The organism is Bordetella genomosp. 10, from assembly GCF_002261225.1.
Taxonomy (GTDB): Bacteria; Pseudomonadota; Gammaproteobacteria; order Burkholderiales; family Burkholderiaceae_B; genus Bordetella_C.
In genome coordinates this window covers 2,508,164-2,533,221 of sequence record NZ_NEVM01000005.1, presented here as the reverse complement: position 1 = coordinate 2,533,221, position 25,058 = coordinate 2,508,164, and the positions used below count along the sequence as shown (strand labels likewise).

Annotated in this window: 22 protein-coding genes and 1 pseudogene; 9 read left to right on the top strand and 14 right to left on the bottom strand. The window is 68.0% G+C overall.

Going from position 1 to position 25,058, the window contains the following annotated elements:
• Window positions 1-50: 50 nt before the first annotated feature.
• From mtgA to mpl, 11 genes are all read right to left on the bottom strand, one after another.
• Window positions 51-788: a monofunctional biosynthetic peptidoglycan transglycosylase gene (gene mtgA, locus CAL29_RS27460; protein ID WP_143277756.1), complete on the bottom strand. Its 738-nt coding sequence runs from the start codon at window positions 786-788 to the stop codon at window positions 51-53.
• A 6-nt stretch (window positions 789-794) separates the two neighbouring features.
• Entirely contained in the window at window positions 795-1,664 is an 870-nt protein-coding gene (aroE, locus tag CAL29_RS27455; protein ID WP_094856056.1) for a shikimate dehydrogenase, read from the bottom strand.
• A complete protein-coding gene (locus tag CAL29_RS27450) occupies window positions 1,661-2,545 on the bottom strand; it encodes an energy transducer TonB (protein WP_256977770.1) in 885 nt (294 codons plus the stop codon). The genes aroE and CAL29_RS27450 overlap by 4 nt, the downstream gene beginning before the upstream one ends.
• An 86-nt stretch (window positions 2,546-2,631) precedes the next feature.
• Window positions 2,632-3,717: an ABC transporter ATP-binding protein gene (locus tag CAL29_RS27445; protein WP_094856054.1), complete on the bottom strand. Its 1,086-nt coding sequence runs from the start codon at window positions 3,715-3,717 to the stop codon at window positions 2,632-2,634.
• Window positions 3,710-5,482, bottom strand: coding sequence for an ABC transporter permease (locus CAL29_RS27440; protein ID WP_094856053.1), 1,773 nt, complete (start codon window positions 5,480-5,482; stop codon window positions 3,710-3,712). Before CAL29_RS27440 ends, CAL29_RS27445 begins: the two co-directional genes overlap by 8 nt.
• A 161-nt stretch (window positions 5,483-5,643) precedes the next feature.
• Window positions 5,644-6,738: an ABC transporter substrate-binding protein gene (locus CAL29_RS27435; protein ID WP_094856052.1), complete on the bottom strand. Its 1,095-nt coding sequence runs from the start codon at window positions 6,736-6,738 to the stop codon at window positions 5,644-5,646.
• A gap of 164 nt (window positions 6,739-6,902) precedes the next feature.
• Window positions 6,903-9,434, bottom strand: a complete 2,532-nt coding sequence (locus CAL29_RS27430) for a sensor histidine kinase (RefSeq protein ID WP_256977769.1) — start codon at window positions 9,432-9,434, stop codon at window positions 6,903-6,905.
• On the bottom strand, window positions 9,431-10,108 hold the full coding sequence (locus CAL29_RS27425; protein ID WP_094856051.1) for a response regulator transcription factor: 678 nt from the start codon (window positions 10,106-10,108) through the stop codon (window positions 9,431-9,433). Before CAL29_RS27425 ends, CAL29_RS27430 begins: the two co-directional genes overlap by 4 nt.
• 124 nt (window positions 10,109-10,232) lie before the next feature.
• A complete protein-coding gene (locus CAL29_RS27420) occupies window positions 10,233-12,137 on the bottom strand; it encodes a ribonuclease catalytic domain-containing protein (protein ID WP_094856050.1) in 1,905 nt (634 codons plus the stop codon).
• A gap of 195 nt (window positions 12,138-12,332) precedes the next feature.
• Complete coding sequence (locus CAL29_RS27415; RefSeq protein WP_094856049.1) at window positions 12,333-12,941, bottom strand: YqiA/YcfP family alpha/beta fold hydrolase; 609 nt, start codon at window positions 12,939-12,941, stop codon at window positions 12,333-12,335.
• Window positions 12,938-14,326: a UDP-N-acetylmuramate:L-alanyl-gamma-D-glutamyl-meso-diaminopimelate ligase gene (gene mpl / locus CAL29_RS27410; protein WP_094856048.1), complete on the bottom strand. Its 1,389-nt coding sequence runs from the start codon at window positions 14,324-14,326 to the stop codon at window positions 12,938-12,940. The genes CAL29_RS27415 and mpl overlap by 4 nt, the downstream gene beginning before the upstream one ends.
• A 122-nt stretch (window positions 14,327-14,448) precedes the next feature.
• On the opposite strand from mpl, the gene CAL29_RS27405 reads away from it, so the two are divergent.
• The 9 genes and pseudogenes from CAL29_RS27405 (at window position 14,449) to CAL29_RS27370 (ending at window position 22,112) form a co-directional block, all read left to right on the top strand.
• The gene (locus CAL29_RS27405) at window positions 14,449-14,982 is read left to right on the top strand and encodes a TlpA family protein disulfide reductase (RefSeq protein ID WP_094856946.1); all 534 of its coding nucleotides are present in this window, start codon (window positions 14,449-14,451) and stop codon (window positions 14,980-14,982) included.
• 251 nt (window positions 14,983-15,233) lie between these two features.
• Window positions 15,234-15,668, top strand: a complete 435-nt coding sequence (aroQ, locus tag CAL29_RS27400) for a type II 3-dehydroquinate dehydratase (RefSeq protein ID WP_094856047.1) — start codon at window positions 15,234-15,236, stop codon at window positions 15,666-15,668.
• Window positions 15,669-15,764: 96 nt separating this feature from the next.
• A complete protein-coding gene (gene accB, locus CAL29_RS27395; RefSeq protein ID WP_094856046.1) occupies window positions 15,765-16,214 on the top strand; it encodes an acetyl-CoA carboxylase biotin carboxyl carrier protein in 450 nt (149 codons plus the stop codon).
• 14 nt (window positions 16,215-16,228) lie between these two features.
• Window positions 16,229-17,575, top strand: a complete 1,347-nt coding sequence (gene accC, locus CAL29_RS27390) for an acetyl-CoA carboxylase biotin carboxylase subunit (protein WP_094856045.1) — start codon at window positions 16,229-16,231, stop codon at window positions 17,573-17,575.
• A 247-nt stretch (window positions 17,576-17,822) separates the two neighbouring features.
• On the top strand, window positions 17,823-18,752 hold the full coding sequence (gene prmA / locus CAL29_RS27385) for a 50S ribosomal protein L11 methyltransferase (protein WP_094856044.1): 930 nt from the start codon (window positions 17,823-17,825) through the stop codon (window positions 18,750-18,752).
• Window positions 18,753-18,777: 25 nt separating this feature from the next.
• Window positions 18,778-18,882 (top strand): annotated as a pseudogene (locus tag CAL29_RS32350) (MJ0042-type zinc finger domain-containing protein); the annotation flags it as partial.
• A 459-nt stretch (window positions 18,883-19,341) separates the two neighbouring features.
• Entirely contained in the window at window positions 19,342-20,457 is a 1,116-nt protein-coding gene (locus CAL29_RS32330) for a DUF3426 domain-containing protein (RefSeq protein ID WP_444979157.1), read from the top strand.
• A gap of 26 nt (window positions 20,458-20,483) precedes the next feature.
• Window positions 20,484-21,425 carry a carbohydrate kinase family protein gene (locus tag CAL29_RS27375; RefSeq protein ID WP_094856042.1) on the top strand — a complete coding sequence of 314 codons (942 nt, stop codon included), beginning with the start codon at window positions 20,484-20,486 and terminating at the stop codon, window positions 21,423-21,425.
• 177 nt (window positions 21,426-21,602) lie between these two features.
• Window positions 21,603-22,112 (top strand): outer membrane lipoprotein, encoded by a 510-nt coding sequence (locus CAL29_RS27370; RefSeq protein WP_094856041.1) that lies wholly within the window; start codon window positions 21,603-21,605, stop codon window positions 22,110-22,112.
• A gap of 175 nt (window positions 22,113-22,287) precedes the next feature.
• On the opposite strand, the gene CAL29_RS27365 is transcribed toward CAL29_RS27370, so the two are convergent.
• The 3 genes from CAL29_RS27365 to CAL29_RS27355 form a co-directional block, all read right to left on the bottom strand.
• Complete coding sequence (locus CAL29_RS27365; protein WP_094856040.1) at window positions 22,288-22,848, bottom strand: YggT family protein; 561 nt, start codon at window positions 22,846-22,848, stop codon at window positions 22,288-22,290.
• Between the two features lie 224 nt (window positions 22,849-23,072).
• The gene (locus tag CAL29_RS27360) at window positions 23,073-23,606 is read right to left on the bottom strand and encodes a histone H1-like DNA-binding protein (protein ID WP_094856039.1); all 534 of its coding nucleotides are present in this window, start codon (window positions 23,604-23,606) and stop codon (window positions 23,073-23,075) included.
• A gap of 268 nt (window positions 23,607-23,874) precedes the next feature.
• Window positions 23,875-25,050 (bottom strand): ribonucleotide-diphosphate reductase subunit beta, encoded by a 1,176-nt coding sequence (locus CAL29_RS27355; RefSeq protein ID WP_094856038.1) that lies wholly within the window; start codon window positions 25,048-25,050, stop codon window positions 23,875-23,877.
• Between the last annotated feature and the right edge of the window lie 8 nt (window positions 25,051-25,058).

The following is a 25,058-nucleotide window of genomic DNA, read 5'->3' as shown; positions in this document are numbered from 1 at the left end:
GAAGCTTAACAAATATGCGGGGCTTCTGCCCCGCAGGCCGTGTCGGCCGGTCATTGCGGTATCTCGACTTGCGGCATGCGCCGTTGCAGGATGCCCGTGCGGGAGTTCAGGTAGGCGGTGCCGCGATGCCGGTCGTAATAGCGCGGATTGGGCAGCATGGCCGCCAGCCGCGCCGCCTGGGCCGGCCCCAGGCGCGCCGCGCTGACGTTGAAGTAATGCTGGGCGGCCGCCTCGGCGCCGAAAACGCCCACGCCCCATTCGGCGACGTTCAGATAGAGCTCGAGGATGCGCTGCTTGGTCATGACCCATTCGATCATGAAGGTCAGGATCAGTTCCTGGCCCTTGCGCAGGTAGGTGCGCGACCCCGACAGGAAAAGATTCTTGGCCAGTTGCTGGGTGATGGTCGAGCCGCCGCGCATCTTGGCGCGCCCTTCCTCCGCCTGCTTCTGGTTGTATTCCCAGGCCTTGCGCATGGCATCCCATTCGACGCCGTCGTGTTCGAGGAAATTGGCGTCCTCGGACCCCACCACCGCGCGCTTGAGGTTGGCGCTGATCCGGTCGTAGTCGACCCAGGTGAATTTCAGCGCGGCGCGCGGGTCGTCCTTGCGCAGTTCGGCCAGTTGCTCGCGCATGATGGCGCTGCTGGCGGGATTGCGGTGGGCGTACCAGACCACCATGCAGAGCAGCCAGAGTTCGTACAGGATGAGCAGGCACATCAGGGCCATCAGCGAGGCCAGCACGATGCGCTTGACGGTCCAGTGGCCGGCGGCCGGGCGACGCGACGCCATGCGGGATCAGCGCGCCGGCGCGGCCAGGGCCGCGCGCAGGGCCTGCAGCACCGGTTCCGGGTCGGGCCGCACGCCGTGCCAGATGTAAAAGCTTTCGGCCGCCTGGCCGACCAGCATGCCCAGGCCGTCGGCGCAGTGCGCCGCGCCGTCGGCGGCCGCCTGCCGCATGAAGGCGGTAGGTTGGGCGCCGTACATCATGTCGTAGGCCAGCGCGCCGGGCGCGTAGAGGCCGGCGGGCAGCTCGGGCGGGGCGTCCGCCAGGCTGCTGGAGGTGGCGTTGACGACGACGTCCCAGGGGCCGCCCAGCGCCGCCTCGTCCAGGCCGCCGGCGCTGACGGCGGGATGGGTGGCGCCGCTGGCGCGCAGCCAGTCGCTGGCCAGCTCGCGGGCGCGCTCGGCGGTGCGGTTGACGATGTGCAGGCGCGCGCAGCCGGCCTGCGCCAGGGGTTGCAGCACGCCGCGCGCGGCGCCGCCGGCGCCCAGCAGCAGCAGGCGGGCGCCTTGCAGGTCCGCGCCCAGGCGGCGCAGGTCCTGCACCAGGCCGACGCCGTCGGTATTGCAGCCGTGCAGCGCGCCGTCGCGCTGCCACAGGGTGTTGACCGCGCCGGCCAGGCGGGCGCGCTCGCTCAGGTTGGCTTCGGCCAGTTGCCAGGCCTCCCGCTTGAACGGCACGGTGACGTTCAGCCCGCGGCCGCCCTGGGCGAAGAAATCCCGCACCGCCGCCGCGAAGCCGTCCAGGGGCGCCGGCAGGAGACCGTACTCCAGGTCGATGCCGGTCTGCCGCGCGAACAGGGAGTGGATCTGCGGCGAGCGGCTGTGCGCCACCGGATTGCCGATGACGGCGTAGCGGCCGGGTTGGGAGGAGGGGGCGGTCATGGCGCGTGGGTTTCCAAGGTATCGTTGACGAAGTTCCAGGTCCGCGTGATGGCCAGGACGTCGGTATCGCGGGCGATCTCGGGCGGGAACGGCGGGAAGGGCGCGGACAACTGCACGATGCGGCGCGCCGCCTGGTTGAGCACCGCGTGCGGCGAGGGATTGTCGATCTCGACGTCCGCCACGCTGCCGTCGGCGCGCACGTAGACCGTCATGCGCAGCGAGCCATAGACCTTGCCGCGCGCTTCGTCCGGATAGTATTGGGTGCCGATGGTTTCGACCCGGTTGCGCCAGGCGTCCAGGTAGGGCGCGAAGCGCGAGGCCTCGGCGGCCGGCGCCACGAAGGCGCGCCGCGGCTTCTTGTTATAGGCCTGCACCCGCTGGGACAGCGCCGCCACCTGGGCGTTCTGCAGCACGCTGTCCTGGTCGAGATCGTCGTGGCCGGGCGCCGCGGCTTGCGGCGTCGGCTGGCCCTGCTGGTGGGCGCGGCCGGCCTGCGTGCGCGCCATCAACTGGGTCAGCAACTGCTGCTGCTCGGTTTCCAGCTCCGCCTGCCGCTTGCGCATGGCTTCCAGCACGATGGCGTTGGGCGCGTCGCCCGACTGCGGCAGCGGCGACTGCGCCATGCCCCGCTCGGCGTCGCCGCCCCCCTCGACATTGGCCTGGGCCCGGGCGTCGGCGTGCGCCGGCGCGTTTTCCGTGCGCGTATTGACCAGGATGACTTCCAGCGACTGGGCCGGCGGATGCGGGGTGCGCGGCGGCGCGAAGCGCAGTGCCAGCGCGATGGCATGGACGAACAGCGAAATCGCCAGCCCGATCCACAGGTAATGCTGCGCCCGCGCGCTCAGCCAGCGCGCGGATCGGGTCAGGGGGGAGGAGGGCAAAGTCTGTTGCACGCGGGCATTTTAGGCCCGTTTTGCCGATCGACGGATGGCCGGCCCCGGGCTTGCCCCCCGGCTGCTCCCCTTCCTTACTTCGCCGCCGGCGGGAAGACCCAGACCTGCGACGCCGGCAGCGCCAGGCGGCAGGCGCCGGTGGCGCGGCCTTCGTGGCCGTAGGCGCGCAGGGCCATGGCGTTGACCGAGTCGTCCCCGGGCGTGCGGAAGAGATATTCCCAGCGGTCGCCCAGGTACATGCCGGTCATCAACTGCATGTCCAGGTGATTGCCTTCCGGATCGTCGGCCAGGCGCACCTGCTCCACCCGGATGACGGCGGTCGCGTCCTGGCCCACGTTCAGCCCGTCGGCCGCCTTGCCCCACAGCTTCCAGCCCGGCCCCTCGATGCGCGCCTTGCCGTCGCGGATTTCGGCGACCCGGCCGTTCATGCGGTTGTTGCTGCCCATGAACTCGGCGCAGAACAGCGTGCGCGGCGCGCCGTACATCTCCTGGGGCGTGCCCTGCTGTTCGATGCGGCCGTTGTTCAGCAGCAGGATGCGGTCGGAAATCGCCAGCGCCTCGCTCTGGTCATGCGTCACCATCAGGGCCGACAGGCCCAGGCGCACGATCAGTTCGCGCAGGAAGGCGCGCGCTTCCTCGCGCAGCTTGGCGTCCAGGTTGGACAGCGGCTCGTCCAGCAGGATGACCGGGGGGTTGTAGACCAGCGCCCGGCCGATGGCCACGCGCTGCTGCTGGCCGCCGGACAACTGGTGCGGGTGGCGCGCGGCCAGGTGTCCCAGCCCCAACTGGTCCAGCACTTCCTGCACGCGCTGGCGCGTTTCCGCGGCCGGGGTGCGGCGCAGTTGCAGGGGGTAGGCCACGTTGTCGTACACGGTCTTGTGCGGCCACAGCGCATAGGACTGGAACACCAGCCCCAGGTTGCGGTCCTCGGCCGGCACTTCGCCCTTGGCGCCGTCGAACACCACGCGCTCGCCGATGGCGATCTTGCCGCGCTTGGCGGCCTCCAGGCCGGCCACCGCGCGCAGCAGCGTGGTCTTGCCGCTGCCCGACGGTCCCAGCAGCGAAACCACTTCGCCCTGGCGCAATTCCATCGATACGCCCTTGAGCACCGGCACGTCGCCATAGTCCAGGTGCAGGTCTTCCACTGACAGTTCAATCATGAAGTTTCACTCCGAATCGCAGGGCGATGCCCAGGCCGATGACGACCAGCACGATATTGATGAAGGACAGCGCGGCCACGATGTCGATGGCGCCGGTCGCCCACAGCGACACCAGCATCGACCCGATGGTCTCCGTGCCCGGCGACAGCAGGTACACGCCGGTGGAGTATTCGCGCTCGAAAATAAGGAACATCAGCAGCCAGGCGCCGACCAGGCCGTGCCGCGCCAGGGGCACCGTGACGTGGCGCGTCACCTGGCCGCGCCGGGCGCCGGCGCTGCGCGCGGCTTCCTCCAGTTCCGGGCCCACCTGCAACAGGGTGGAGGAAATCAGGCGCAGCCCGTAGGCCATCCAGACGACGGTGTAGGCCACCCAGACGCTGAAGATGGTGCTGCGGATGCTGCGCAGCCACTCGACGAAGTTTTCGCGCAGCCATTCGGCATAGGGCAGCGCCGACAGGATGCCGCCCTCGTCCAGGGCGTTGTCCAGCCAGAGCGGCACGAACAGGAACACCCACAGGAAGGCCAGGCCGGCGAGCAGGCCGGGCACAGCGCGCGGCACCAGCACGCTGTAGTCGAGGAAGCGGGTGACGCCGTCCTGGCGCCGGTGCATGGCCAGGCCGATGAAGCCGTAGCAGATCACCGCCAGGGCGCCCCCGATCACGCCGATCGCCACGGAATTGACGATGGCGCGTATCAGGTTGGGAGAGGCGAAGACGGCGCGGAAGGCCTCCAGCGACAGCACGTCCACCAGCCGCACGCCCATGCCCCAGTTGGACACGAAGGCGCGCAGCAGCACGCCCACCAGCGGCACGACGACGGTGACGAACAGCCACGCCGCGACCACGCCGCCCGCCGCCCAGCGCCACTTGCCCAGCGGCAGCGGCCGCGCGCGCGAGGCCTTGCCCTTCATGGTGACGAAACGGTTGGCGGTGCGCATCAGGCGGCGCTGCAGGGCCACCAGCGGGACGGTCATGCAGATCAGCACGACCGTGACCGCCGCCATCAGGTGATAGGACGGCACGCCCAGCTTGTTGGTCAGCTTGTACAGATAGGTCGCCAGCACCAGGTTGCCTTCCGGGTCGCCCAGCACCAGCACCAGGCCGAAGACTTCCAGACCCAGGAAGAACAGCAGCACGCTGGCGTAGAGCAGGGCCGGCCGCACCATGGGCAGGCTGACGGACATCATCACGCGCAGCGGCGAGGCGCCGGTGATGCGCGCGGCTTCCTCCACGTCCGAACCCATGCTGCGCAGGGCCGAGGAGATATAGAGATAGGCGTGCGGCACGTGGGTCAGGCCGGCGATGATGACGATGCTGGTCATGGAATAGATATTCCACGGCACGAAGCCCAGCAGGTCCTGCGCCCATTTCGAGAAGAAGCCCACCGGCCCCGCGGCCACCACGTAGCCGAAGCCCAGCACCATGGGCGAGACGAAGACGGGCACCAGGATCAGGGGCTCGATCCAGCGCCGTCCCGGCAGGTCGGTGCGTATCATCAGGAAGGCCAGCATGCCGCCCAGCGGCACGGCGATGATGAACAGGCCGAAGGCCAGGATCAGGCCGCTGATCAGGGCCTTGTAGAAATCGGGGTCGTCGAAGATGAAGCGGAACGCGTCCAGGCTGACGGTCTTCGACGGCATGAAGAACGGCGCCGACAGAAAGCTCTGGTAGATGATCAGCGACAGCGGCACGTAGATGGCCAGCGCCGTGATCGCTACGGTCACGCCGCGCGGCAGCGACTGCCATTTTGAGCGCAATGACTGCATGATGGGAATCCTGGTAAATAGCCGGAGGCTTGGCCGGAGACGGCCGTGGGCCGGGCCGCCGGCGGAAGGGTCCGGGCGCGCTGCCGGTCCGCGCATGACGCGGACGCGGGACGGGCCCGGGGCCTAGCCGGCCGGCGGCTTGTTCGCCGCTTATCTGCCGCTTACTTGCCGGCCGCCGCGCGCCAGTCCTTGATGAATTCCAGGCGCTTCTTCTGTTCGAGGAAGTCGAGCAGGTTTTCATTGACCGGGATGGGCTTGAGCGCGCTGCCCAGCTTCTTGGTCATGCCGTCGACGTCGTTGTCGCCGGGCACGTCGTCGCGGATCGACGCCATGTCGGCCTGGTTGGCGACCAGGTCCTGGCCTTTCTGCGACAGCAGGAAGTCCTGCCACAGCTTGGCGGCGTTGCGGTGCTTGGATTTCTTGGCGATGAAGGACACGCGCGACAGCACCAGGGTGTAGTCGGTGGGATAGACGATGCCGATGGAGGAATCGGTCTTGGCGCGCGCCTCGGCGTACGAGCCGAGGATGTTGTAGCCGATCAGGTTCTCGCCCGACGACACGCGTTCCATCATGGTGCCGGTCGAGGATTGCACCACCAGTCCGCCCTTGGCGATGTCGCGCAGCGTGTCGAAATACTTGCTGTCGTTGGCCTTGTCCTGCACCGCCAGCATGAAGCCCACGGCGGACTTCTCGACGTCGTAGGTGGTGACCTTGTTCTTGAACTTGTCGGTCTGCGAGGCGACCAGCTTGGCCAGCGCCGCGTGGGTGCTCGGCACGTCGGCCTGGGCGATCAGGCGCTTGTTGTAGATGAAGACGGCCGGTTCGTACGTGGTGCCGTAGGCGGCGTCCTTCCAGACGGCCCAGGACGGCAGCTTGCCGCTTTCCGGCGACTTGTATTGCAGGGCGTAGTCGGTCGCCAGCTTCAGCGCCGAATCCATCGACGAGCTCCACACCACGTCGCCGCTGTTGCCGCCCGCCGCCTGTTCGCTGATGAAGCGGTTGTACAGCTCGGTGCTGTTCATGTCGTTGTATTCGACCTTGACGCCGGGGTAGGCGGCTTCGAAGCCCTTGATGATGGGGCCGGCGGCCTTGGTGTCGGTGGTCGAGTAGATGACCACGGTGCCTTCCTTCTTGGCGCCGTCGATGATCTTCTGGTAATCGGCCGGGTAGCCGGCGGGGACCTGGGCCAGGGCGCTGCCGGAAGCAAGGGCGAAAGCGGCGGCGCAGGCGGCCGCGAGGCGGGACTGGGGAAGCATGGATGTCTCTCCGGGTATTGATATTGGAATAGTTCGAGGCGACTTGGGCAGTCGTCTGGCGGCATCTTAGGTTTGCAATCCTGTCGCCGTCCTGTCGTGATGCTGTCACGCGGCGACAGGTGGCGGGCATGGCCGCGTCCCGGACCGGTTTCAGTTCACGGGTCTCATTCACCGTCGTCGGCGGAAGCGACCGGGCCGTCCGGCGGCGCCTCTCCGACCAGCCGCAGCCAGTTGCGAATGAAGCGCGCCTGGCGCTGGCGGTCCAGGCCGGCCAGCAGGCCCGGGCCCATGGCGACCGGCTGCACCACGCCCGGCGTGTGCGCCAGCACGGCGTCGGCCGTCCAGGGGCCGGGCGTGCCGGCGATCAGCGATCCCAGCCCCGGTCTGCCGGCGGCCGCGGCCTGTCCCGCCGGCGACAGCAGCCAGTCCACCAGCGCGCGCGCCAGCGCCGGCTGGCGGGTATGGCGGGCGATCAGCACCGAACGGGTCAGCACCAGTTCGTAGTCGCGTGGATAGATCACGCCGATGCGTCCGCCGGCGGCCAGCCGCGCCAGCGCCTGCGAGCCCAGCACGTTGTAGCCCAGGTCCAGTTGGTCATGCTCGATGGCGTCGAGGATGTCCTGGCCGCAGGCGGCGCGCCGCACGCCCGCCCGGCCCAGGGCATGGGCCAGGCCCCAGAAGTCGGACGAGACCTGCTCGTCCTGTTCGGCCAGCAGGTAGCCCACGCTGCTGCGCGTGAGGTCGTAGGTGCCGATGCGTCCATGCAGGGCGGCGCCATCGCTTTCGAGCAGGCGCAGCAGCGCCTGGTGCGAGCGCGGCGCCGTGGCCTCGGTATAGCGGCGTGGGTTGTAGACCATCACCACCGGCTCCAGCGTGAAGCCGAAGACTTCATTGCGCCACGTCGCCCATTCCGGCATGCCGGCCGCGCGCGGCGTCTCGTAGCGCAGCGCGTAGCCGTCGTTGGCCAGCCGCACCTGCAGGTCCGTCGCCGGGCTCATCAGCACGTCCACGTCGGGCAGGCGTCCCGCTTCCGCGGCGTCGTAGAGGGCGCGGCTGCCCATTTCCAGGTAGCTCACCGCGACGCCGGGATGGGCGTTCTGGAAGGACTGGATCAGTCCGCTCATCGTCGCCGTGTCGGTGGTGCCGGCGATGGTCAGTTGCGGATCGCCCGGCGTGGGGGTCGGATAGTGCGTCGTGGCGGGGACCTTGGCGCAGCCCTGGGCCCGCGCCGGCGCGGGCGCCCCCGCGGCCGACAGCAGCACCGCCGCCGCGGCGGCCGCCAGCATGGCCGTGGATTTCCGGTAGGTCGGCTTGACGCGCGGCAGGATCACCTTGGCCGCCAGGCCGCCGCCCGCACGGTTGCGCAGCCACAGCGCGCCGCCGTGCGCCTGCGCCACCATGCGCACGATGGCCAGCCCCAGGCCGGAGCCCGGCTGCTGCGCGCCGCTGCTGCCTCGCTGGAAACGCTCCTGCACCAGTTCGATCTCGTTGTCCGGGATGCCCGGGCCGTGGTCGTTGACCGTAATGGCCACGCGCAGCGCCGACACCGGCGTGACCTGGATCTCGATCGGCCCCGCCGGCGCGTAGCGCAGGGCGTTGTCGACCAGGTTGCGCAGCATTTCCCGCAGGGCCACGCGGTCGCCGGTCACGCGGGCGCGCCGCACTTCGGGCGCGATGAAAATGCGCAGCCGCGCGGCTTCCAGCGGCCCGATATGGTTGCGCGTGTCGTTGACGATTTCGGCGATGCCCACGCTGGCCGTGCCGCGCATGCCCAGGCGGTGGGTGATGGTCGCGTCCATCAGCAACTGGCTGACCAACTGGCTGGCGACGGTCGCGTTCTGGTGTATGCGCGTCACGCGCTCGTGCAGGCGTTGCGGATCGGTCTCCTCCATCGCGACCTCGGCCTGCGCGCGCAGCGACGCCAGCGGCGTGCGCACCTGGTGGGCGGCGTCGGCCACCAGCGTATTGATGTTGCGCATGGCGCTTTCCAGGCGCGGCATGACGCCGTTCAGCGCTTCGGCCAGGCGCGTCACCTCGCGCGGCGCCGGCATGGCCAGCGGCCGCAAGTCGTGGGGCTCGCGCCGGCTCAATTCCTGTTCCATCGCCGCCAGGGGCGCGAACGCGCGGCGCAGGCCGAACCACAGCAAGGCCAGCGCCAGCAGCGCGATCGCCAGCAGCGGCCCGACGCCGCGCCGCCAGAGCTCCGAGGCCAGGGCGTCGCGCGCGTCGCGGGTCTCGGCGACGCGGATGGTGACCCAGCCGGCGCGCGGTCCCGCGGTCACCAGGCGGCCCACCGTCGCCACGCGCACCGCTTCGCCGCGGTATTCGATATCGTCGTACCTGGGGCTGGACGATGCCGCGGGCGGCAGGGCCCAGGCCAGATCGTCGTAGCCGGTGATCGCCTCGCCGTCCGGCCCGCGCGCCGCGTAGAACACGCGGTTCATACCGGACAGCATGGCCAGCGCGGCGTGCGGTGGCTCGACCACGATGCCGCCGTCGCCGATGCGCACCGAGCCCGCGATGGTCAGCGCGGAGGCGGCCAGCAGCCGGTCGAAAGCGCGGTCCGCCGCGCGGTGCGCATCGTGGCGCAGGAACAGCGCCAGGCCGATGGACGCGCAGCCCAGCAGCGCCAGGCCCGTGGTGAAAATGCGCCCGAGGATGGAAAAGCGGCGCTCGGAATGGCGGCGCTCGATCAAGCCGCGACGCTCTCGCTGACGCGCGCCTGGTAGCCCACGCCGCGCACCGTGACGATATCCACCGACGACGTCGCCAGTTTCTTGCGCAGGCGCGAGATCAGCAGTTCCAGGGCATTCAGGGAAACGTCGTCCAGGTCGAAGAGCTGGCTCATCAGCCTTTCCTTGGCTACCGTGCTGCCCTGGCGGCTGAGCAGGATCTCCAGCAGGCGGAATTCGCGCCGTCCCAGTTCCAGCGGCACGCCGTTGACGAGGGCGGTGCGGCCGGCGAGGTCCAGGGCCAGGTTGCCGTAGGTCGCCAGGCTGGTGGTGCGGCCGGCGGGCCGCCGCATCAGGGCGCGCAGGCGCGCTTCCAGTTCGCGCAGGTCGAAGGGCTTGACGAGGTAATCGTCGGCGCCCAGGTCCAGCATGTCGATCTTGTCCTCGATTTCGGATCGGGCCGTGACCACCAGCACCGGCGCTTCCAGCCCGTTGCCGCGCAGCTCGCGGATGACGTCGAAGCCGCTCTTGCCCGGCAGCATGATGTCCAGCACCAGCGCGTCCCAGGTCTCGTGCCGGGTCCATTGCAAGGCGGTCTCGCCGTCGCGCACCCATTGGACGCTGTGTCCGGCGTTGCGCAATTTGCTTTCGACCGCATCGCCAAGGTCGAGGTTGTCTTCGACGAGCAGGATGCGCATGATGTCTCCCCGGCGCTATGGCGCGCCAGCCTTCATTCTTTCGCTTGGTTCGCTTGCGTTTCGTTCTTCTCGCCGGCGGCGGCGCGCCGTCGTATGCGCCGATCATAGCGTACCGATGGCGCGCTCAGGCGGCGTTCGCCTCCGCCGGCGCCGCCTCGCCGACGTAGCGGCATTCGGCTTCCAGCGCCAACTCATCGGTGCCGAGGATGTCTATGAGCACCTGCGTGCCGCGCTCCAGGGCCGGCAGGTTGCCCACGCGCACCACCAGCGGGGCGTTGCCCAGGCGCACCAGGTCGTCGCGCAGCACGCTGGCCGTGACGCGGGTGACGTTCTGCTGCTTGAGCCAGCGCAGGCACCAGTAGCGCTCCATCGAATTCTGGAAGTCCGCCCAGGCGGCGTACTGCGCGTCGAAGGCGCCGATGATGGCGAACAGGTCCGAGTCCTTGGGTTTGAAGGGCGCCACCAGGCGCGCCGAAACGCCGTTGTCGACCGCGGCGATGAGCTGCCATTGGTTGACCAGGTCCACGTAGCGGCGCAGCGGCGAGGTGCTCCACGCATACTGCGGCACGCCGATCGCCTCGTGCGGCAGCGGCTGGGTGCTCATGCGCACGCGGCCGGCCTGCTGCGAACGGTAGATGCCCGGCACGCCGTGCTGGGCCAGCAGGCCGCCCCACAGGTTGTTGGCCAGGATCATGAACTCGGCCACCATGCGGTCCAGCGGCGCGTTGCGCTGGCGCGGCACCAGCCGCACCGGCGTGTCCGGGTCGTCGGCCGGGCCGTCCAGGTAGAAGCTGTACTCGACGCGGCTGTTGTTTTCCGGCTTGCCGCGCACTTCCTCGCGCTTGGCGCTCAGCGCCAGCGCGGCCCGCCACAGCGGCCGCAGCCAATGGGCATAGGGCAGGGGCGCTTGCGGATCGGCCAGCGCGGCCTCGGTGATTTCGCCGTCCAGCATGTTGTGGCGCAGGTTCTCGCGCACCACGATGCGTTCGACGCGGCTGTTCGATTCGACGACCTCGCCGGTCGACGGGTTGATCGTCGCGTAGAGCGACAGCGCGGGGACTTCGCGTCCGGCATCCAGCGAGAATGCCCGGATCACGGCGTCCGGCTGCATGGGAATCTTGTCGCCCGGCATGTAGACGGTGGACAGGCGCGCGCGGGCCAGCGCGTCCAGTTCGCTGCCGCGGGTCACGGCCAGCCCCGGCGCGGCCACGTGCACGCCGACGCGGACCAGGCCGTCCTCCAGTTCGGTGACCGACAGCGCGTCGTCGATTTCCGTGGTGGTGACGTCGTCGACCGAATAGATTTCCGCGTCGGCCAGCGGCAGCTCGCGATCCAGCGGCGGCACGGCGACGTCGGGAAAGCCGGTGCCGCGCGGGAAGTTCACCGCCAGGAAGCGGCGCAGGTGCAGGGCCAGCGCGTGCGGCCATGCGCCCAGTTCCAGCAGCAGGCGGTCGGGCGTCTTCTGCAGGCGGCCGCAGGCAGCCTCCAGCGCCTTCCATTGCTGGCTGTTCTTGTCGGGACGGATCAACAGGTTTTCCGCGGCGTCGCGGATTTCGTCCGGCAGCTTGCCGGCGGCCATGTCGTCGACCCAGTTCGCCTGCTGCTCGGCCTGCAGGCGTTTCTTCTCGATGGCCGCCAGGGCGGCGGCCAGGATGTCGGGCGGCGCCGGGCGGTAGCGCCCCTTGCCGCGCCGGTGGAAATACGCCGGCGCGCCGTGCAGGCGCATGAGCAGGGCCGCCTGTTCCACCGGCGAAGGCGCGTGGCCGTAATAATCGGCCGCCAGCGCGGGCGTGTCGAATTCTTCCTGCGGCGCGCATTCCCACAGGAATTGCAGGTCAATGTCGGCGGCGGCCGCCTCGGCCTGGCGCAGCAGCTCGGCGGGCTCCGGTTTGTCGAAGGTGAACAGCGTGCTGGCCCGCTTGATCTTGCTGCGTTTGCCCGAGTCGGCTTCGACCTGGAGGCTGGCGTCCGTTTCGGACATGATGCGGCCGGCTTTGAAAGCGCCGTCGTCTTCGTAAAACACGTACATGGTCAGGGTCTGTCTGAGGGCGCGGCTCGCGAGCGTCCGCGCGCAATGCTGCGGGGGTTCTGGTCAGGCGCCGGGCGCGCGGGCCCGGCGTTGTTTATCTCTATATATATAAGTGTGCAGGTATCGTTATCCTGGCCTGGGTTCTGGCCCCGGCATGGCGCGCGAGCGCGCCGTGGCGGCCGATGCGCCGGCGGGCTATGAGTGTCCGTCTCCCAGGGCGAATTCCAGGACTTCCGGCAGGTATTTCTCGAAATCGGAAATGCCGTGGTCGCTGCCCTCGATGATCCGTTGCCGGCTACCGGCGTAAAAATCCCGCATTTCCTTCCAATCGAGCACTTCGTCGCCGGTGGCGGCCACCAGGAAATAGCGTTCGAGCCGGGTCGGCCGGGCGATTTCGATGGCGGCGAGTTCCGCCACGTACTCGGGCTTGAACTCGAACGGCTCGCCCGAATGATACATAGTCTGCGCGCCGACCTGGGTGGCGAGATCGCGCGGCGCGTGCACGGCCGGATTCAGCAGCACGGCGCGGCAGTCCAGTTGTTCGGCCAGCCAGCCGGCGTAATAGCCGCCCAGCGAGGAGCCGATGACGGTCAGCGCGCGGGGGCTGGCGTCGCCGCCGGCCCGGGCGCGGTCCAGCAGTTCGCGCGCCAGCGACGCAGCCAGGGCGATCGCCTCGCGCGGGCTGGCGGGCAGTTGCGGGCAGCGCCAGTCCCCGGCGAGCCCGCGGTCGGCCATGGCCTGCGCCATCAGGCGCGCCTTGAAGGAAGACGGCGAGGACCGGAAACCGTGCAGGTAGAGGATCATGGTTGTTCCCGCAGCGCGGCCGCGCCGGCCAACGCATCGAGCAGTTTGCCGTGCACGCCGCCGAATCCGCCGTTGCTCATGACGAGAATGTGGTCGCCCGGGCGGGCCGCCTGGACGACCGCGCGGACGAGCTGGTCCAGGTCGTCGTGGCTCACGGCGCGCGCGCCCAGCGGCGCCAGCACCTTGGCCGGGTCCCAGCCCAGCGCGTGCTTGCCGCTGCCGGCGCCGAAGCAGAACACCAGGTCGGCATCGGCCAGCGCCGCCGGCAGGCGTTCGGCCATCGTGCCCAGCTTCATGGTGTTCGAGCGCGGCTCCAGCACGGCCAGGATGCGGGCGGACCCGACCTGGCGGCGCAGGCCTGCCAGCGTGGTGGCGATGGCGGTCGGATGATGGGCGAAATCGTCATACACCTTGACGCCGTGGACGGTCCCGCGCAGCTCCATGCGGCGCTTGACGCCGCCGAAGGCGGACAGGGCGGCGATGCCGGTGGCCGGCGCCACGCCCGCATGGTCGGCCGCCGCCAGCGCGGCCAGGGCATTGGCGCGGTTGTGCGCGCCGCTCAGGTCCCAGCGGATGCGGCCGGCGGCGCGGCCCTCGTGCAACACCTCGAAGCCGCCGTCGTCGTCCGGCTCGCCGGCCTCCCATGCCGCGCCCGCGCCGAAGCGCACGGTGGGCGTCCAGCAGCCTTTCGCCAGCACGCGCTCCAGCGCGGCGTCGGCCTGGGGCAGCACGATGCGGCCGCCGGCGGGAATGGTGCGCACCAGGTGATGGAACTGGGTCTCGATGGCGGCCAGATCGGGGAAGATGTCCGCGTGATCGTATTCCAGGTTATTGAGAATCGCGGTGCGCGGGCGGTAATGGACGAACTTGGACCGCTTGTCGAAGAAGGCCGTGTCGTATTCGTCCGCCTCGATGACGAACCAGGGCACTTCCGGGTCGAAGCGGGCCGAGACCTTGAGGTCGCGCGCCACGCCGCCGATCAGGAAATTCGGCCGCAGGCCGGCGTATTCGAGGATCCACGCCAGCATCGAACTGGTGGTGGTCTTGCCGTGGGTGCCGGCCACCGCCAGGACGTGGCGGCCGGCCAGGACGTGTTCGCACAGCCATTGCGGGCCCGACACGTAGGGCGCGCCCGACTCCAGGATGGCTTCCATCAAGGGATTGCCGCGGGTGACGACGTTGCCGATGACGTAGAGGTCGGGCTCGAGCGCCATCTGGTCGGCGCCATAGCCTTCCGTCAGCGCGATGCCCTGTTCCTCCAGTTGCGTGCTCATGGGGGGGTAGACGCCGGTATCGCAGCCGGTGACGGTGTGGCCGGCTGCGCGCGCCACCAGCGCCAGGCCGCCCATGAAAGTGCCGCAAATGCCGAGAATGTGCAGGTGCATGACGTATTTCTCCTGCCCGCATTGTAGAGGGTGGCCGGATTCCGTCCGGCCGGGGCCCGTCCGCGGGCGCCGATTGCGCGCGGGAGATGCCGGCGCGCCCGCCCTTGGGTAATATCACGGACATGGATAGACGCACCTTTCTTTTGCGCACGGTCACGCTGGCGGCAAGCGCGTGGCTGGCCCGCTACATGCCCGTGGCCCTGGCGGCCGATTCCGCTTCCGCCGATTCGGCCGGTCCCGACACGCGGGACCTGCTGGCGCGGGAGTTTCCCGGCCTCGACGGCGGCCAACACCGCGTGGGCGAATGGCTGGGCCAGCCGGTGGTGGTCAATTTCTGGGCCACCTGGTGCGCGCCCTGCGTCAAGGAAATGCCGGCGCTGGACGCCTTGGGCAAGGCGCACCCCAACGCCCGTTTCGTCGGCATCGGCATCGATAGCGCGGACAACATCCGTAAATTTCTCGCTAAAGTGCCTGTTTCCTATCCCTTGTTGGTGGCCGGCCCCGGCACCATCGACCTGATGCGGGGCCTGGGCAACGCGCCGGGAGGCTTGCCGTTTACGGTGCTTTTAGACAAAGATGGCAGAATTAGCCACAAAGTTCTGGGCCCGGTGAAGGAAGATGACATCAGCGCGCGGTTGAAATCGCTGGGAGCATGATTCCAGCGGTTTCCACCATGGACAAATAAGGCGATTTGTCGTAAAAAGCTGCCTTATTGGTGGTTTTCGCGGCAGATTAACTTGCCTGCAGTCCCGGCGTCCTTGTGGCGCCGTATTTGTAAGCACCCGATGTAAGTACCACGGTCAGTACCTTACTCAGTACTCCATATTTATTGAATCCTGGGTCCTGGCGCGACCCGATGCCCGCCGCTGGCGGACGACGGCAAAGCGCGCGGGGACCGGAAAGCAGAATGGCGCAAAGCATACTGGTCTTGCACGGCCCGAACCTGAATCTGTTGGGCACCCGTGAGCCGGGCATCTACGGCAGCCTCACCCTGGCTCAGATCAACGACAACCTGCTTGCCCTCGCGGGCGAACTCGGTGTCAAGCTGCAGCATTGGCAAGGCAACCACGAAGGCGATCTGGTCGACCGCATCCAGGCGGCGCGCCAGGACGGCACCGATTTCATCGTCATCAACGCCGCCGCCTACACCCATACGAGCGTGGCCGTGCGCGACGCCCTGGCCGCCGTTTCGATCCCTTTTGTTGAAGTACATTTGTCCAACCTGTACAAGCGCGAGCCTTTCCGGCACCACTCCTATCTGTCGGATCTGGCCGTGGGACTTATCTCCGGCCTGGGCGCGGACGGCTACGAAGCCGCCGTGCGTTATGCGGCGCGGCACTGAACCGCGGCATCTCCAGGCTTTTTCATCTCCACCTAAGCGTACGGCACCCATCTCCATTCAAGGGCGCATGCCGTCAAAACACCGGGAAGCAGCTTCATGGACCTCCGAAAACTTAAAACCCTGATCGACCTGGTGGCCGAGTCGGGCATTGCCGAACTGGAAATCACCGAGGGTGAAGGCAAGGTTCGCATCGTCAAGTTCTCCCAGACCCTGCAGCCCGTGGCGTACCATGCCCCCGAGGCCTATGCGGCTCCCGCTGCCGCCGCGGCCGCGCCTGCCGCCCCGGCCGCTCCCGCCGCGCCGGTGGTGCAGGGCCATGCGGTGAAGGCGCCCATGGTGGGCACCTTCTATCGTTCGCCCAACCCGGGCGCGGCGCCCTTCGTGGACGTCGGCCAGACCGTCAAGGAAGGCGATCCGCTGTGCATCATCGAAGCGATGAAGCTGCTCAACGAGATCGAAGCCGACAAGTCCGGCGTCATCAAGGAAATCCTGGTCGAGAACGGCGAACCCGTCGAATATGGCCAACCCCTGTTCGTCATCGGCTGATAGCGATAGCTTCCATGTTCGAAAAAATCCTGATCGCCAATCGCGGCGAGATCGCGCTGCGCATCCAACGCGCTTGTCGCGAGCTGGGCATCAAAACCGTGGTCGTGCACTCCGAGGCGGACCGCGAGGCCAAGTATGTCCGGCTGGCCGACGAGTCCGTTTGCATCGGCCCGGCGCCTTCGCGCGAAAGCTACCTGAATATGCCGGCCATCATCTCGGCGGCCGAAGTCACCGACGCCGAGGCGATCCACCCCGGCTATGGCTTCCTGTCGGAAAACGCCGACTTCGCCGATCGCGTGGAAAAGAGCGGTTTCGTCTTCATCGGCCCGCGTCCCGACTCGATCCGCCTGATGGGCGACAAGGTCAGCGCCAAGCGCGCCATGATCGAGGCCGGCGTTCCGGTGGTGCCCGGCTCCGAAGGCGCCTTGCCCGACAATCCGCAAGAGATCATGCGCATCGCGCGCGAGGTCGGCTACCCGGTCATCATCAAGGCCGCGGGCGGCGGCGGCGGCCGCGGCATGCGCGTCGTCTATACCGAGGCGGCGCTGATCAACGCGGTCACCATGACGCGTTCGGAAGCCGGGGCGGCCTTCAACAACCCGGAAGTCTATATGGAGAAGTTCCTCGAGAACCCTCGCCATGTGGAAATCCAGGTGCTGGCCGACGGCGGCCGCAACGCCGTCTGGCTGGGCGAACGCGACTGCTCGATGCAGCGCCGCCACCAGAAGGTCATCGAAGAAGCCCCCGCGCCGGGCATCGCCCGCCGCCTGATCGAGCGCATCGGCGACCGTTGCGCGGATGCCTGCCGCAAGATCGGCTACCGCGGCGCCGGCACCTTCGAATTCCTGTACGAGAACGGCGAGTTCTACTTCATCGAGATGAACACCCGTATCCAGGTGGAGCATCCGGTGACCGAGCTGATCACCGGCATCGACCTGGTGCAGCAGCAGATCCGCATCGCCGCCGGCGAGAAGTTCACGCTGCGCCAGCGCGACATCCAGTTCAAGGGCCATGCCCTGGAATGCCGCATCAACGCCGAGGATCCGTTCCGTTTCGTGCCCAGCCCCGGCCGCATCACGAACTGGCACACCCCCGGCGGTCCGGGCGTGCGCATCGATTCGCATGCGTACAACGGCTATTTCGTTCCGCCCAACTACGACTCCATGATCGCCAAGGTCATCACCTATGGCGACGATCGCGAGCAGGCCCTGGCCCGCATGCGCATCGCCTTGTCGGAAATGGTGGTCGAGGGCATTTCCACCAATATCCCGTTGCACCGCGAGTTGCTGCAGGACGCCCGCTTCATCGAAGGCGGCACCAGCATCCACTACCTGGAGCAAAAGCTCTCGCAACGCCCCTGAGCGCTGGAACTACAATCAGGGCTTGAGGGGAGGCCCACCCCCTACCGCGCTGCGCGCGGCCCCCTCAAGGGGGCGGCGTTGGCGGACCGGCAGAGCCGGATCCGCTACGCCCTGGATGGGCACCGAGGTTTGCGCCCGGCGTTTTTTGCCGCCGGGCCGCCCCAAGGCAAAAAGCCCCCTTGGGGGCAGCAAGCGGCGTGGGGGCAATTCCTATCGGCGGGACTGGCACAAAATACGGAAGACCATCATGCGTGAGCTCGTGCTCCATTGCCCCGAGGCGCAGGCCGAAGCCTTGTCCGACGAATTGCTGGCGGCCGGCGTGCTGTCGGTATCGGTCGAGGACGCCGACCGCGACACCGACCAGGAGCAGCCGCTTTTCGGCGAGCCCGGCACGGAACCGGACGTCCAGGCCTGGGAGCGCAATCAGGTCGTGGCCCTGCTGCCCGACGGCGCCGATCCGGCGCAGATCGTCGAGGAAGTCCGCGGCATCCTGGGCGACGATTACGCCGGCGCGCTCGAAAACTGGTCGCTGCGCGACGTGCCCGACGCCGATTGGGTGCGCCTGACGCAGGCCCAATTCGGGCCCATACACATCGCCGACCGCATCTGGATCGTGCCGAGCTGGCATCGCGACGATCCCGCCGTGCCCGGCATGGACACGGTCCCGGACGCCGGCGGCGGCATCCATATCGAACTCGATCCCGGCCTGGCCTTCGGCACGGGCAGCCACCCCACCACCCATCTGTGCCTGGCCTGGCTGGAAGCCGGGCTGCCGCGCGGCGCCACGGTGCTGGACTATGGCTGCGGCTCGGGCATCCTCGCCATCGCCGCGCGCAAGCTCGGCGCCGGCCACACGGTGGCGGTGGACATCGACGAACAGGCCGTGCTGGCGACGCTGGAGAATGCCCGCGTCAACCGCGTCGAACTGCAAGCCATGCTGCCGGACGCCATGCCCGACGGGCTCAGCGACGTGGTGGTGGCGAATATCCTGTCCAACCCGCTGAAGGTGCTGGCGCCGCTGCTCAGCAGCCGCGTCGCGCCGGGCGGCTCGCTGGTGTTGTCGGGCGTCCTGGAGCGGCAGGCGGAGGAAGTGTGCGCGGTGTATGCCAAATACCTGCAAATGTCGGTATGGCGCGCGCTGGACGGCTGGGTCTGCCTGCATGGCCGGCAGGCCTGATTCCCGCTGAAGTGGATCGCGCGCCATGGCCCTGACCACACGCTGCCCCCATTGCGGTACCGCCTTCAAGGTCGTCGCGGATCAACTGCGGGTGCGTAACGGGCTGGTCCGCTGCGGCGTCTGCGCGCGGGTCTTCGATGGCTACGAAGCCATCGTCGACGAGGACGTGCCCGTGCTGGCGCCTGCACCTACACCGTCGTCCACGTCTGATCCCTCGCCTGCATCCTCGCCCGCTCCTGTACCCGAATCCGCACCCGCTGCTGCGCCGCCCGCGGCGGGGCCCTTCGTTTCGAACGGCCCCCTCGGCCCCCCCGGCCCGGCCGCCGCGCCGCCTGTCGCGCCCCCGATACCGGTCGCGCCGCCTCCGGCGGCGCCCACGCTGAGTTCCAGGGTGCCGGACGCGCCGTCCTCGCGCAGCGAAGGCGCCTCCGCGCCGGCGCCCGCGTCGCCGGCCGATCGTTCCGCGCCGCCGTGGGATGAGCGGCCCGCGCCGCCCGTTCCTCACACCGTGCCGCCGCCGGTCCGGGACGATATTTCCGATGCCCATTTGTGGGCCACGGAGCCGGTGCTGCCGGCGGATCCGCCGGCGGTGCTGCGCGGCCGCTCGGACTCCTGGCGCCAGGAGCCGACGCTCCTTTCCCGCGATGCGCCGGAGGATGAGGACGAGCCGTTCGATGACGACGAGGACGTCCATGTCGCCAGGGACTTCGGCGATGACAAGGATGTCCATGGCGTCAGGGGCCTTGGCGGTGACAAGGAAGCCGAGGACCGCGGGATCGTTCATGGCGGCAAGGACGACCACGGCGACCCGCAGGTCATCCGCCGCCGCCAACGGCCGGTCTATGTCGATCCGGCCGACGAGCGATACGACGACGACCTGCACGGCCACGAGATCGACGAGGAGGACCGCCGTCTCGAATCGGACAACCGGGACGAGGCGGACGCCGGGGAGGCGGCGCAGTCGTGGGACCGGCGGGCCGGACGAAACGAGCGGGACGAACGGGAAGAACGGCCCGCCCGCGACGAACCGGATATCCGCCGCGACGGCGGCGTATATATCTACCCGCCGCACGATCCCCGCATCGGCGACGATGACGCCGACGACGGCGCCTATACCCCGGTCAGGGGCGAAGCGCGCACCCGCTACGACGACGACGTCGACGCCGGCATGGCGCCGCCGGTTTTCATGGACGAGACCCGACTGCGCCGCGCCGCCCTGGTCCGCCGCCTGTGGGCGCTCGGCTGCCTGCTGGCCCTGTGCGTGCTGGGCCTGCAGTGGCTCTACGTCTACCGGTCCGCGGTGGCCAGCGCCGTGCCCGCGCTGCGCCCGGCCTTGCAGGCCGCCTGCGGCGCGCTGGGCTGCGAGGTCGGCTATCCGCGCCGGCTGGAGCGCATCTCCATCACCGCGTCGTCATTGCAGCCGCCCGCCGGCGCGGCCGCCACCGACGACGGCATCACCCGGCTGGTGCTCAACGTGACCCTGCGCAACCGCTACGACAAGCCGCAGCCCTGGCCGGCGCTGGTGCTGGAGCTGACCGATCTCTCCGATACCGTGGTGGTGCGCAAGATCCTGCGTCCCGACGATTACCTGCCCACCGACGCGAGCTCGGCCTTTCCGGCCGGCGGCGAACAGACCCTGAGCGTGCCCCTGCGGATCGCCGGCGCGCAGGTCAACGGCTATCAGCTCGACAAATTCTTTCCCTGATCTTCCCCCCGAATAGAGGATTCACCATGGCATCACCTGTGCTGGTTTGCGGTTCGATGGCGTTCGACACCATTGCGGTCTTCGAAGGCCACTTCAAAGAGCACATCCTGCCTGAGCGCGTCCAGTCCCTCAGCGTCTCCTTCCTGACGCCGTCCATGCGCAAGGAATACGGCGGCTGCGCCGGCAACATCGCCTACAACCTCAAGCTGCTGGGCGGCAATCCGGTCCCGGTCGCCACGGTGGGCGAGGACGCCGGCGATTACCTGGAACGGCTGCGCGCCCTGGAGATCGACGCCAGCCGCGTCAAGGTGATTCCCCAGACCTTGACCGCGCAATGCTTCATCACCACCGACCTGGACGACAACCAGATCGCCGCCTTCCACCCGGGCGCCATGAGCTTTTCCGCGCAGAACGACGTCAGCGGCGCCAAGGCGGCCTGGGCCATCGTCGCGCCCGACGCCAAGGAAGGCATGTTCGCGCACGCCGAACGCCTGCACGCGGCCGGCATTCCCTTCATCTTCGACCTGGGCCAGGCCATGCCCCTGTTCGACGGCGCCGACCTGCGCCGCATGCTGCAATGGGCGCAGGTGCTGACGGTCAACGACTACGAAGCGGGCGTGGTGGAGCAGCGCACGGGCAGCAGCATCGCCGAGCTGGCACGGGGCTTGCAAGCCGCCATCGTCACGCGCGGCGGCGAGGGGGCCAGTCTGTGGACGAAAGAGGGCGAACAGCATATCGCGCCGATCGCGGCGACGCAGGTGGTCGATCCCACCGGTTGCGGCGACGCGCATCGCGCCGGCGTGCTGTATGGCCTGAGCCTGGGCTGGAGCTGGCTGGACTGCTGCCGCCTGGGCAACGTGATGGGGGCCATCAAGATCGCCTCCCGCGGTCCGCAGAACCATCGCCCGTCGCGCGAGGAGATCAGTAAATCCTTGCTACAGACGTATGGAATCAGCCTGCCGGTGTGAAGATCGCTCTGCCATGTGCAAGCACCGGCAACACGGCGGAAACTTTCGACTTGGCCTATGCACTAAGGTAAAGAAATCGTTGCAGGCTATTTCTCGGGCGTCGTTTACTGCTCGTTTACCCTAGCCGGAGGCGTATTATCTGTGTCGCAGCAACCCCGTTTCAGGAGCTCGCAAACCATGACTCAAAACAAAGCATCCTTCACCCCGATCCGTGCGCGAGCCGTGCGCTGGCTGGCGGCGGGCGCGGTCGCCACTTCCGTCGCCTTGCTGGCCGGTTGTGCCAATCCCAATGCGTCCAGCGGCGTGTACAGCTACGACCAGGCGCAGCGTGAGCAGATCGTGCGCACCGGCACGGTGACCGGCGTGCGTCCCATCACCATCGAGAACGACCGCTCCTCGGGCGCCGGCCTGGTGGCCGGCGGCGCCTTGGGCGGCGTGGCGGGCAACGCCGTCGGCGGCGGCAGCGGCCGCGCCATCGCCACGGTCGGCGGCGTGATCCTGGGCGCGCTGGCGGGCAATGCCATCGAGAACCGCGTGGGCACCACCTCCGGCCTGGAAATCACGGTGCGCCTGGACAACGGCGAAACCCGCGTGGTGGCTCAGGCCGCCGACGTGCCGGTCAGCGTGGGCCAGCGCGTCCAGGTGATCAGCGGCAACGGTCCGACCCGCATCGTTCCGCTGCAATAAGCGGCGGGCAGGGCGGCAGGGGAGCCGGCCCGATAAAGGGCGGTTCCCGCCGTCGCGATCCCTGGCCGCCGTCAGGGCGGCCGATGAAAGACAAAGGCCTGGATCCGGTTTACACCGGATCCAGGCCTTTCCCATTTCCATTTCCATCCATGCCGGCGCGATCGCCGGCCGGCGTTCAAAGCGCGAAGATGGCGTAGCTGATGCGCGTGATGACCATGACCGCGCACTGGCCCAGCACCACCAGGACCAGGGGCGAGAAATCGATCCCGCCACGCGGCAAGACGCGGCGGATCGGCTCCAGCAGCGGATCGGTGAGCGTCTGCAGCAGCGGCATGATGGGCGCCAGGGGATTGACCCAGGACAGGATGGCCTGGGCCAGCGTGACCCACACCAGCAGGTTGAAGGCCCAGCGCACTACCGTCAGGAAGGACACCAGCACGGCGGGGGCCAGGGCCGACAGCGGCATCACCAGGCCCAGCACCAGCAGCCACGTGAGCAGCAGATAGACCAGGGCGGTCAGCCAGGCGGCCAGCAGGCTGGCGCCATCCACCATGCCGCGCGCGGGCAGCAGCTTGCGCAGCGGCATCACCAGCCAGTTGGTGGCCTGGTAGATCACCCGCGCCACGGGGTTGAATGGATGCATGCGCACGGCGTGCAGCCAGGCCCGCGCGATCAGCGCGGCCCCGAACAGGGTGAAGACGGTGTCGAGTAGGAAACTGGAGATATCGCCGAACATGGGCCGCCTTGATCGCAAAGTTAGGGTTTTACGGCAACACGCATTCTCGCACGATAGCAAGACCAAGCCTTGAATCGGCCCGTGAAAGATCGCCAGGGGATGTGAGGGAAGGGCGGATGAGAGCGCCCGCGCGCCCGCGCCATTGAAAAAGCCACCTGGCTTTGGGCCAGGTGGCTTCAGATACTGCTGGTACTGCTGGTGCTGCTTAGACTGGCAGTCGGTCCTTACGGACGGCCGCCGGTCGGGAAGGGCCACGAGGCGGCGGGATTCAACGCCGTCTTCGCAGCAGGGGCAGCAGCGGCCGAGGGGGCAGCAGCCGGCTTCTTGGCGGCAGCCTTCTTGGCAGGGGCCTTCTTCGCGGCGGGCTTCTTCGCAGCAGCCTTTTTCGCGGGGGCCTTCTTGGCTACGGCCTTCTTGACCGCCTTTTTGGCAGTCGCCTTCTTGGCGACGGCTTTCTTGGCGACAGCCTTCTTCGCAACGGCCTTCTTGGCTACGGCTTTCTTGGCCGGGGCCTTCTTGGCAGCGACTTTCTTGACCGCGGCTTTCTTGGCCGGCGCCTTCTTGGCGGCAACCTTCTTGACCGCAACCTTCTTCACGGCCTTCTTCACAGCCTTCTTGGCCGCGACTTTCTTGACGGCGACCTTCTTTGCCGCAACCTTCTTCACCGCGGCTTTTTTGGCCGGGGCTTTCTTGGCCGCGGCCTTCTTGGCCGGGGCTTTCTTCACCGCCTTCTTGGCGGCTTTCTTGGCAGTTGCCATGGTTTTGCTCCTTAGGTTCAGGGGTCCCAGAACTTAAACCCGTGCACCGGCCCGCCACATGGCGGGTCGCTGCCCGGGCTATTCATCGGCGCATACCGCTGCCCCGGACGGGCGGCAGCTACTGCGATGTGCGCTAATGAATACGGCACAACCATTTGATATGGCCCCCGCGCAATCGGGCGCGAGCCATTTCAAATGGCGCGGGTGGGCGGTGCGCCGTGCACCGCCTACCGCTAGTCTTATCAGCCTTCGAACACCCTGACCGGGATCATTCCCAGTTCAGCGTGCCTCCGGTTTGGTATTCGATTACTCGGGTTTCGAAAAAGTTTCGTTCTTTCTTCAGATCGATCATTTCCGCCATCCACGGGAAGGGATTCTCTTCCTGCGGGAACAGCGCTTCGATACCGATCTGCTGGCACCGGCGATTCGCGATGAAGCGCAGATAGGACTTGAACATCGGTGCATTCAGGCCCAGCACGCCGCGCGGCATCGTATCTTCGGCGTAAGCATATTCGAGTTCGACCGCTTTGAGGAAGAGTCCGCGAATTTCTTCACGGAATTCAGGCGTCCACAGATGCGGATTCTCGAGTTTGACGGTGTTGATCAGATCGATGCCGAAGTTGCAGTGCATGGATTCATCGCGCAGGATGTACATGTACTGTTCGGCGGCGCCGGTCATCTTGTTCTGGCGGCCCAGCGCAAGGATCTGCGTGAAGCCCACGTAAAAGAACAGGCCTTCCATCAGGCACGCGAACACGATCAGCGACTTCAGCAGCGTCTGGTCGGCCTCGGGCGTGCCGGTCTTGAAGTTCGGATCGGCGATGGCTTCGATGAACGGAATGAGGAATTCGTCCTTGGCGCGGATGGACGGCACTTCGTTGTAGGCGTTGAAGATCTCCGCCTCGTCCAGGTCCAGGCTTTCGACGATGTACTGATAGGCGTGCGTGTGGATGGCTTCCTCGAATGCCTGGCGCAGCAGGAACTGGCGGCATTCGGGTGCCGTGATGTGGCGGTAGGTGCCCAGCACGATGTTGTTCGCCGCCAGCGAATCGGCCGTGACGAAGAAACCCAGGTTGCGCTTGATGATGCGGCGCTCGTCCTCGGTCAGCCCGTTGGGGTTCTTCCACAGCGCGATGTCGCGCGACATATTGATTTCTTGCGGCATCCAGTGGTTGGCGCAAGTGGCGAGGTATTTTTCCCACGCCCATTTGTACTTGAACGGCACCAGTTGATTGACGTCCGTCTCGCCATTGATGATGCGCTTGTCGGCGACCTTGACGCGATGCGCCGCGCCTTCGCCGGCGGGCGCGGCGGCTTGCGCCTGGGCCGCGGGCAGGGCGGATTCGCCGAACGCGCCGGTCGACGGACGGGCCGGCAGTCCGGCTGCCGGGTTGGAGTTTTGCGCCGGTTGCAGCGCGACGTTGTCGTCTTCCCAATTAATCATGCTTGAAT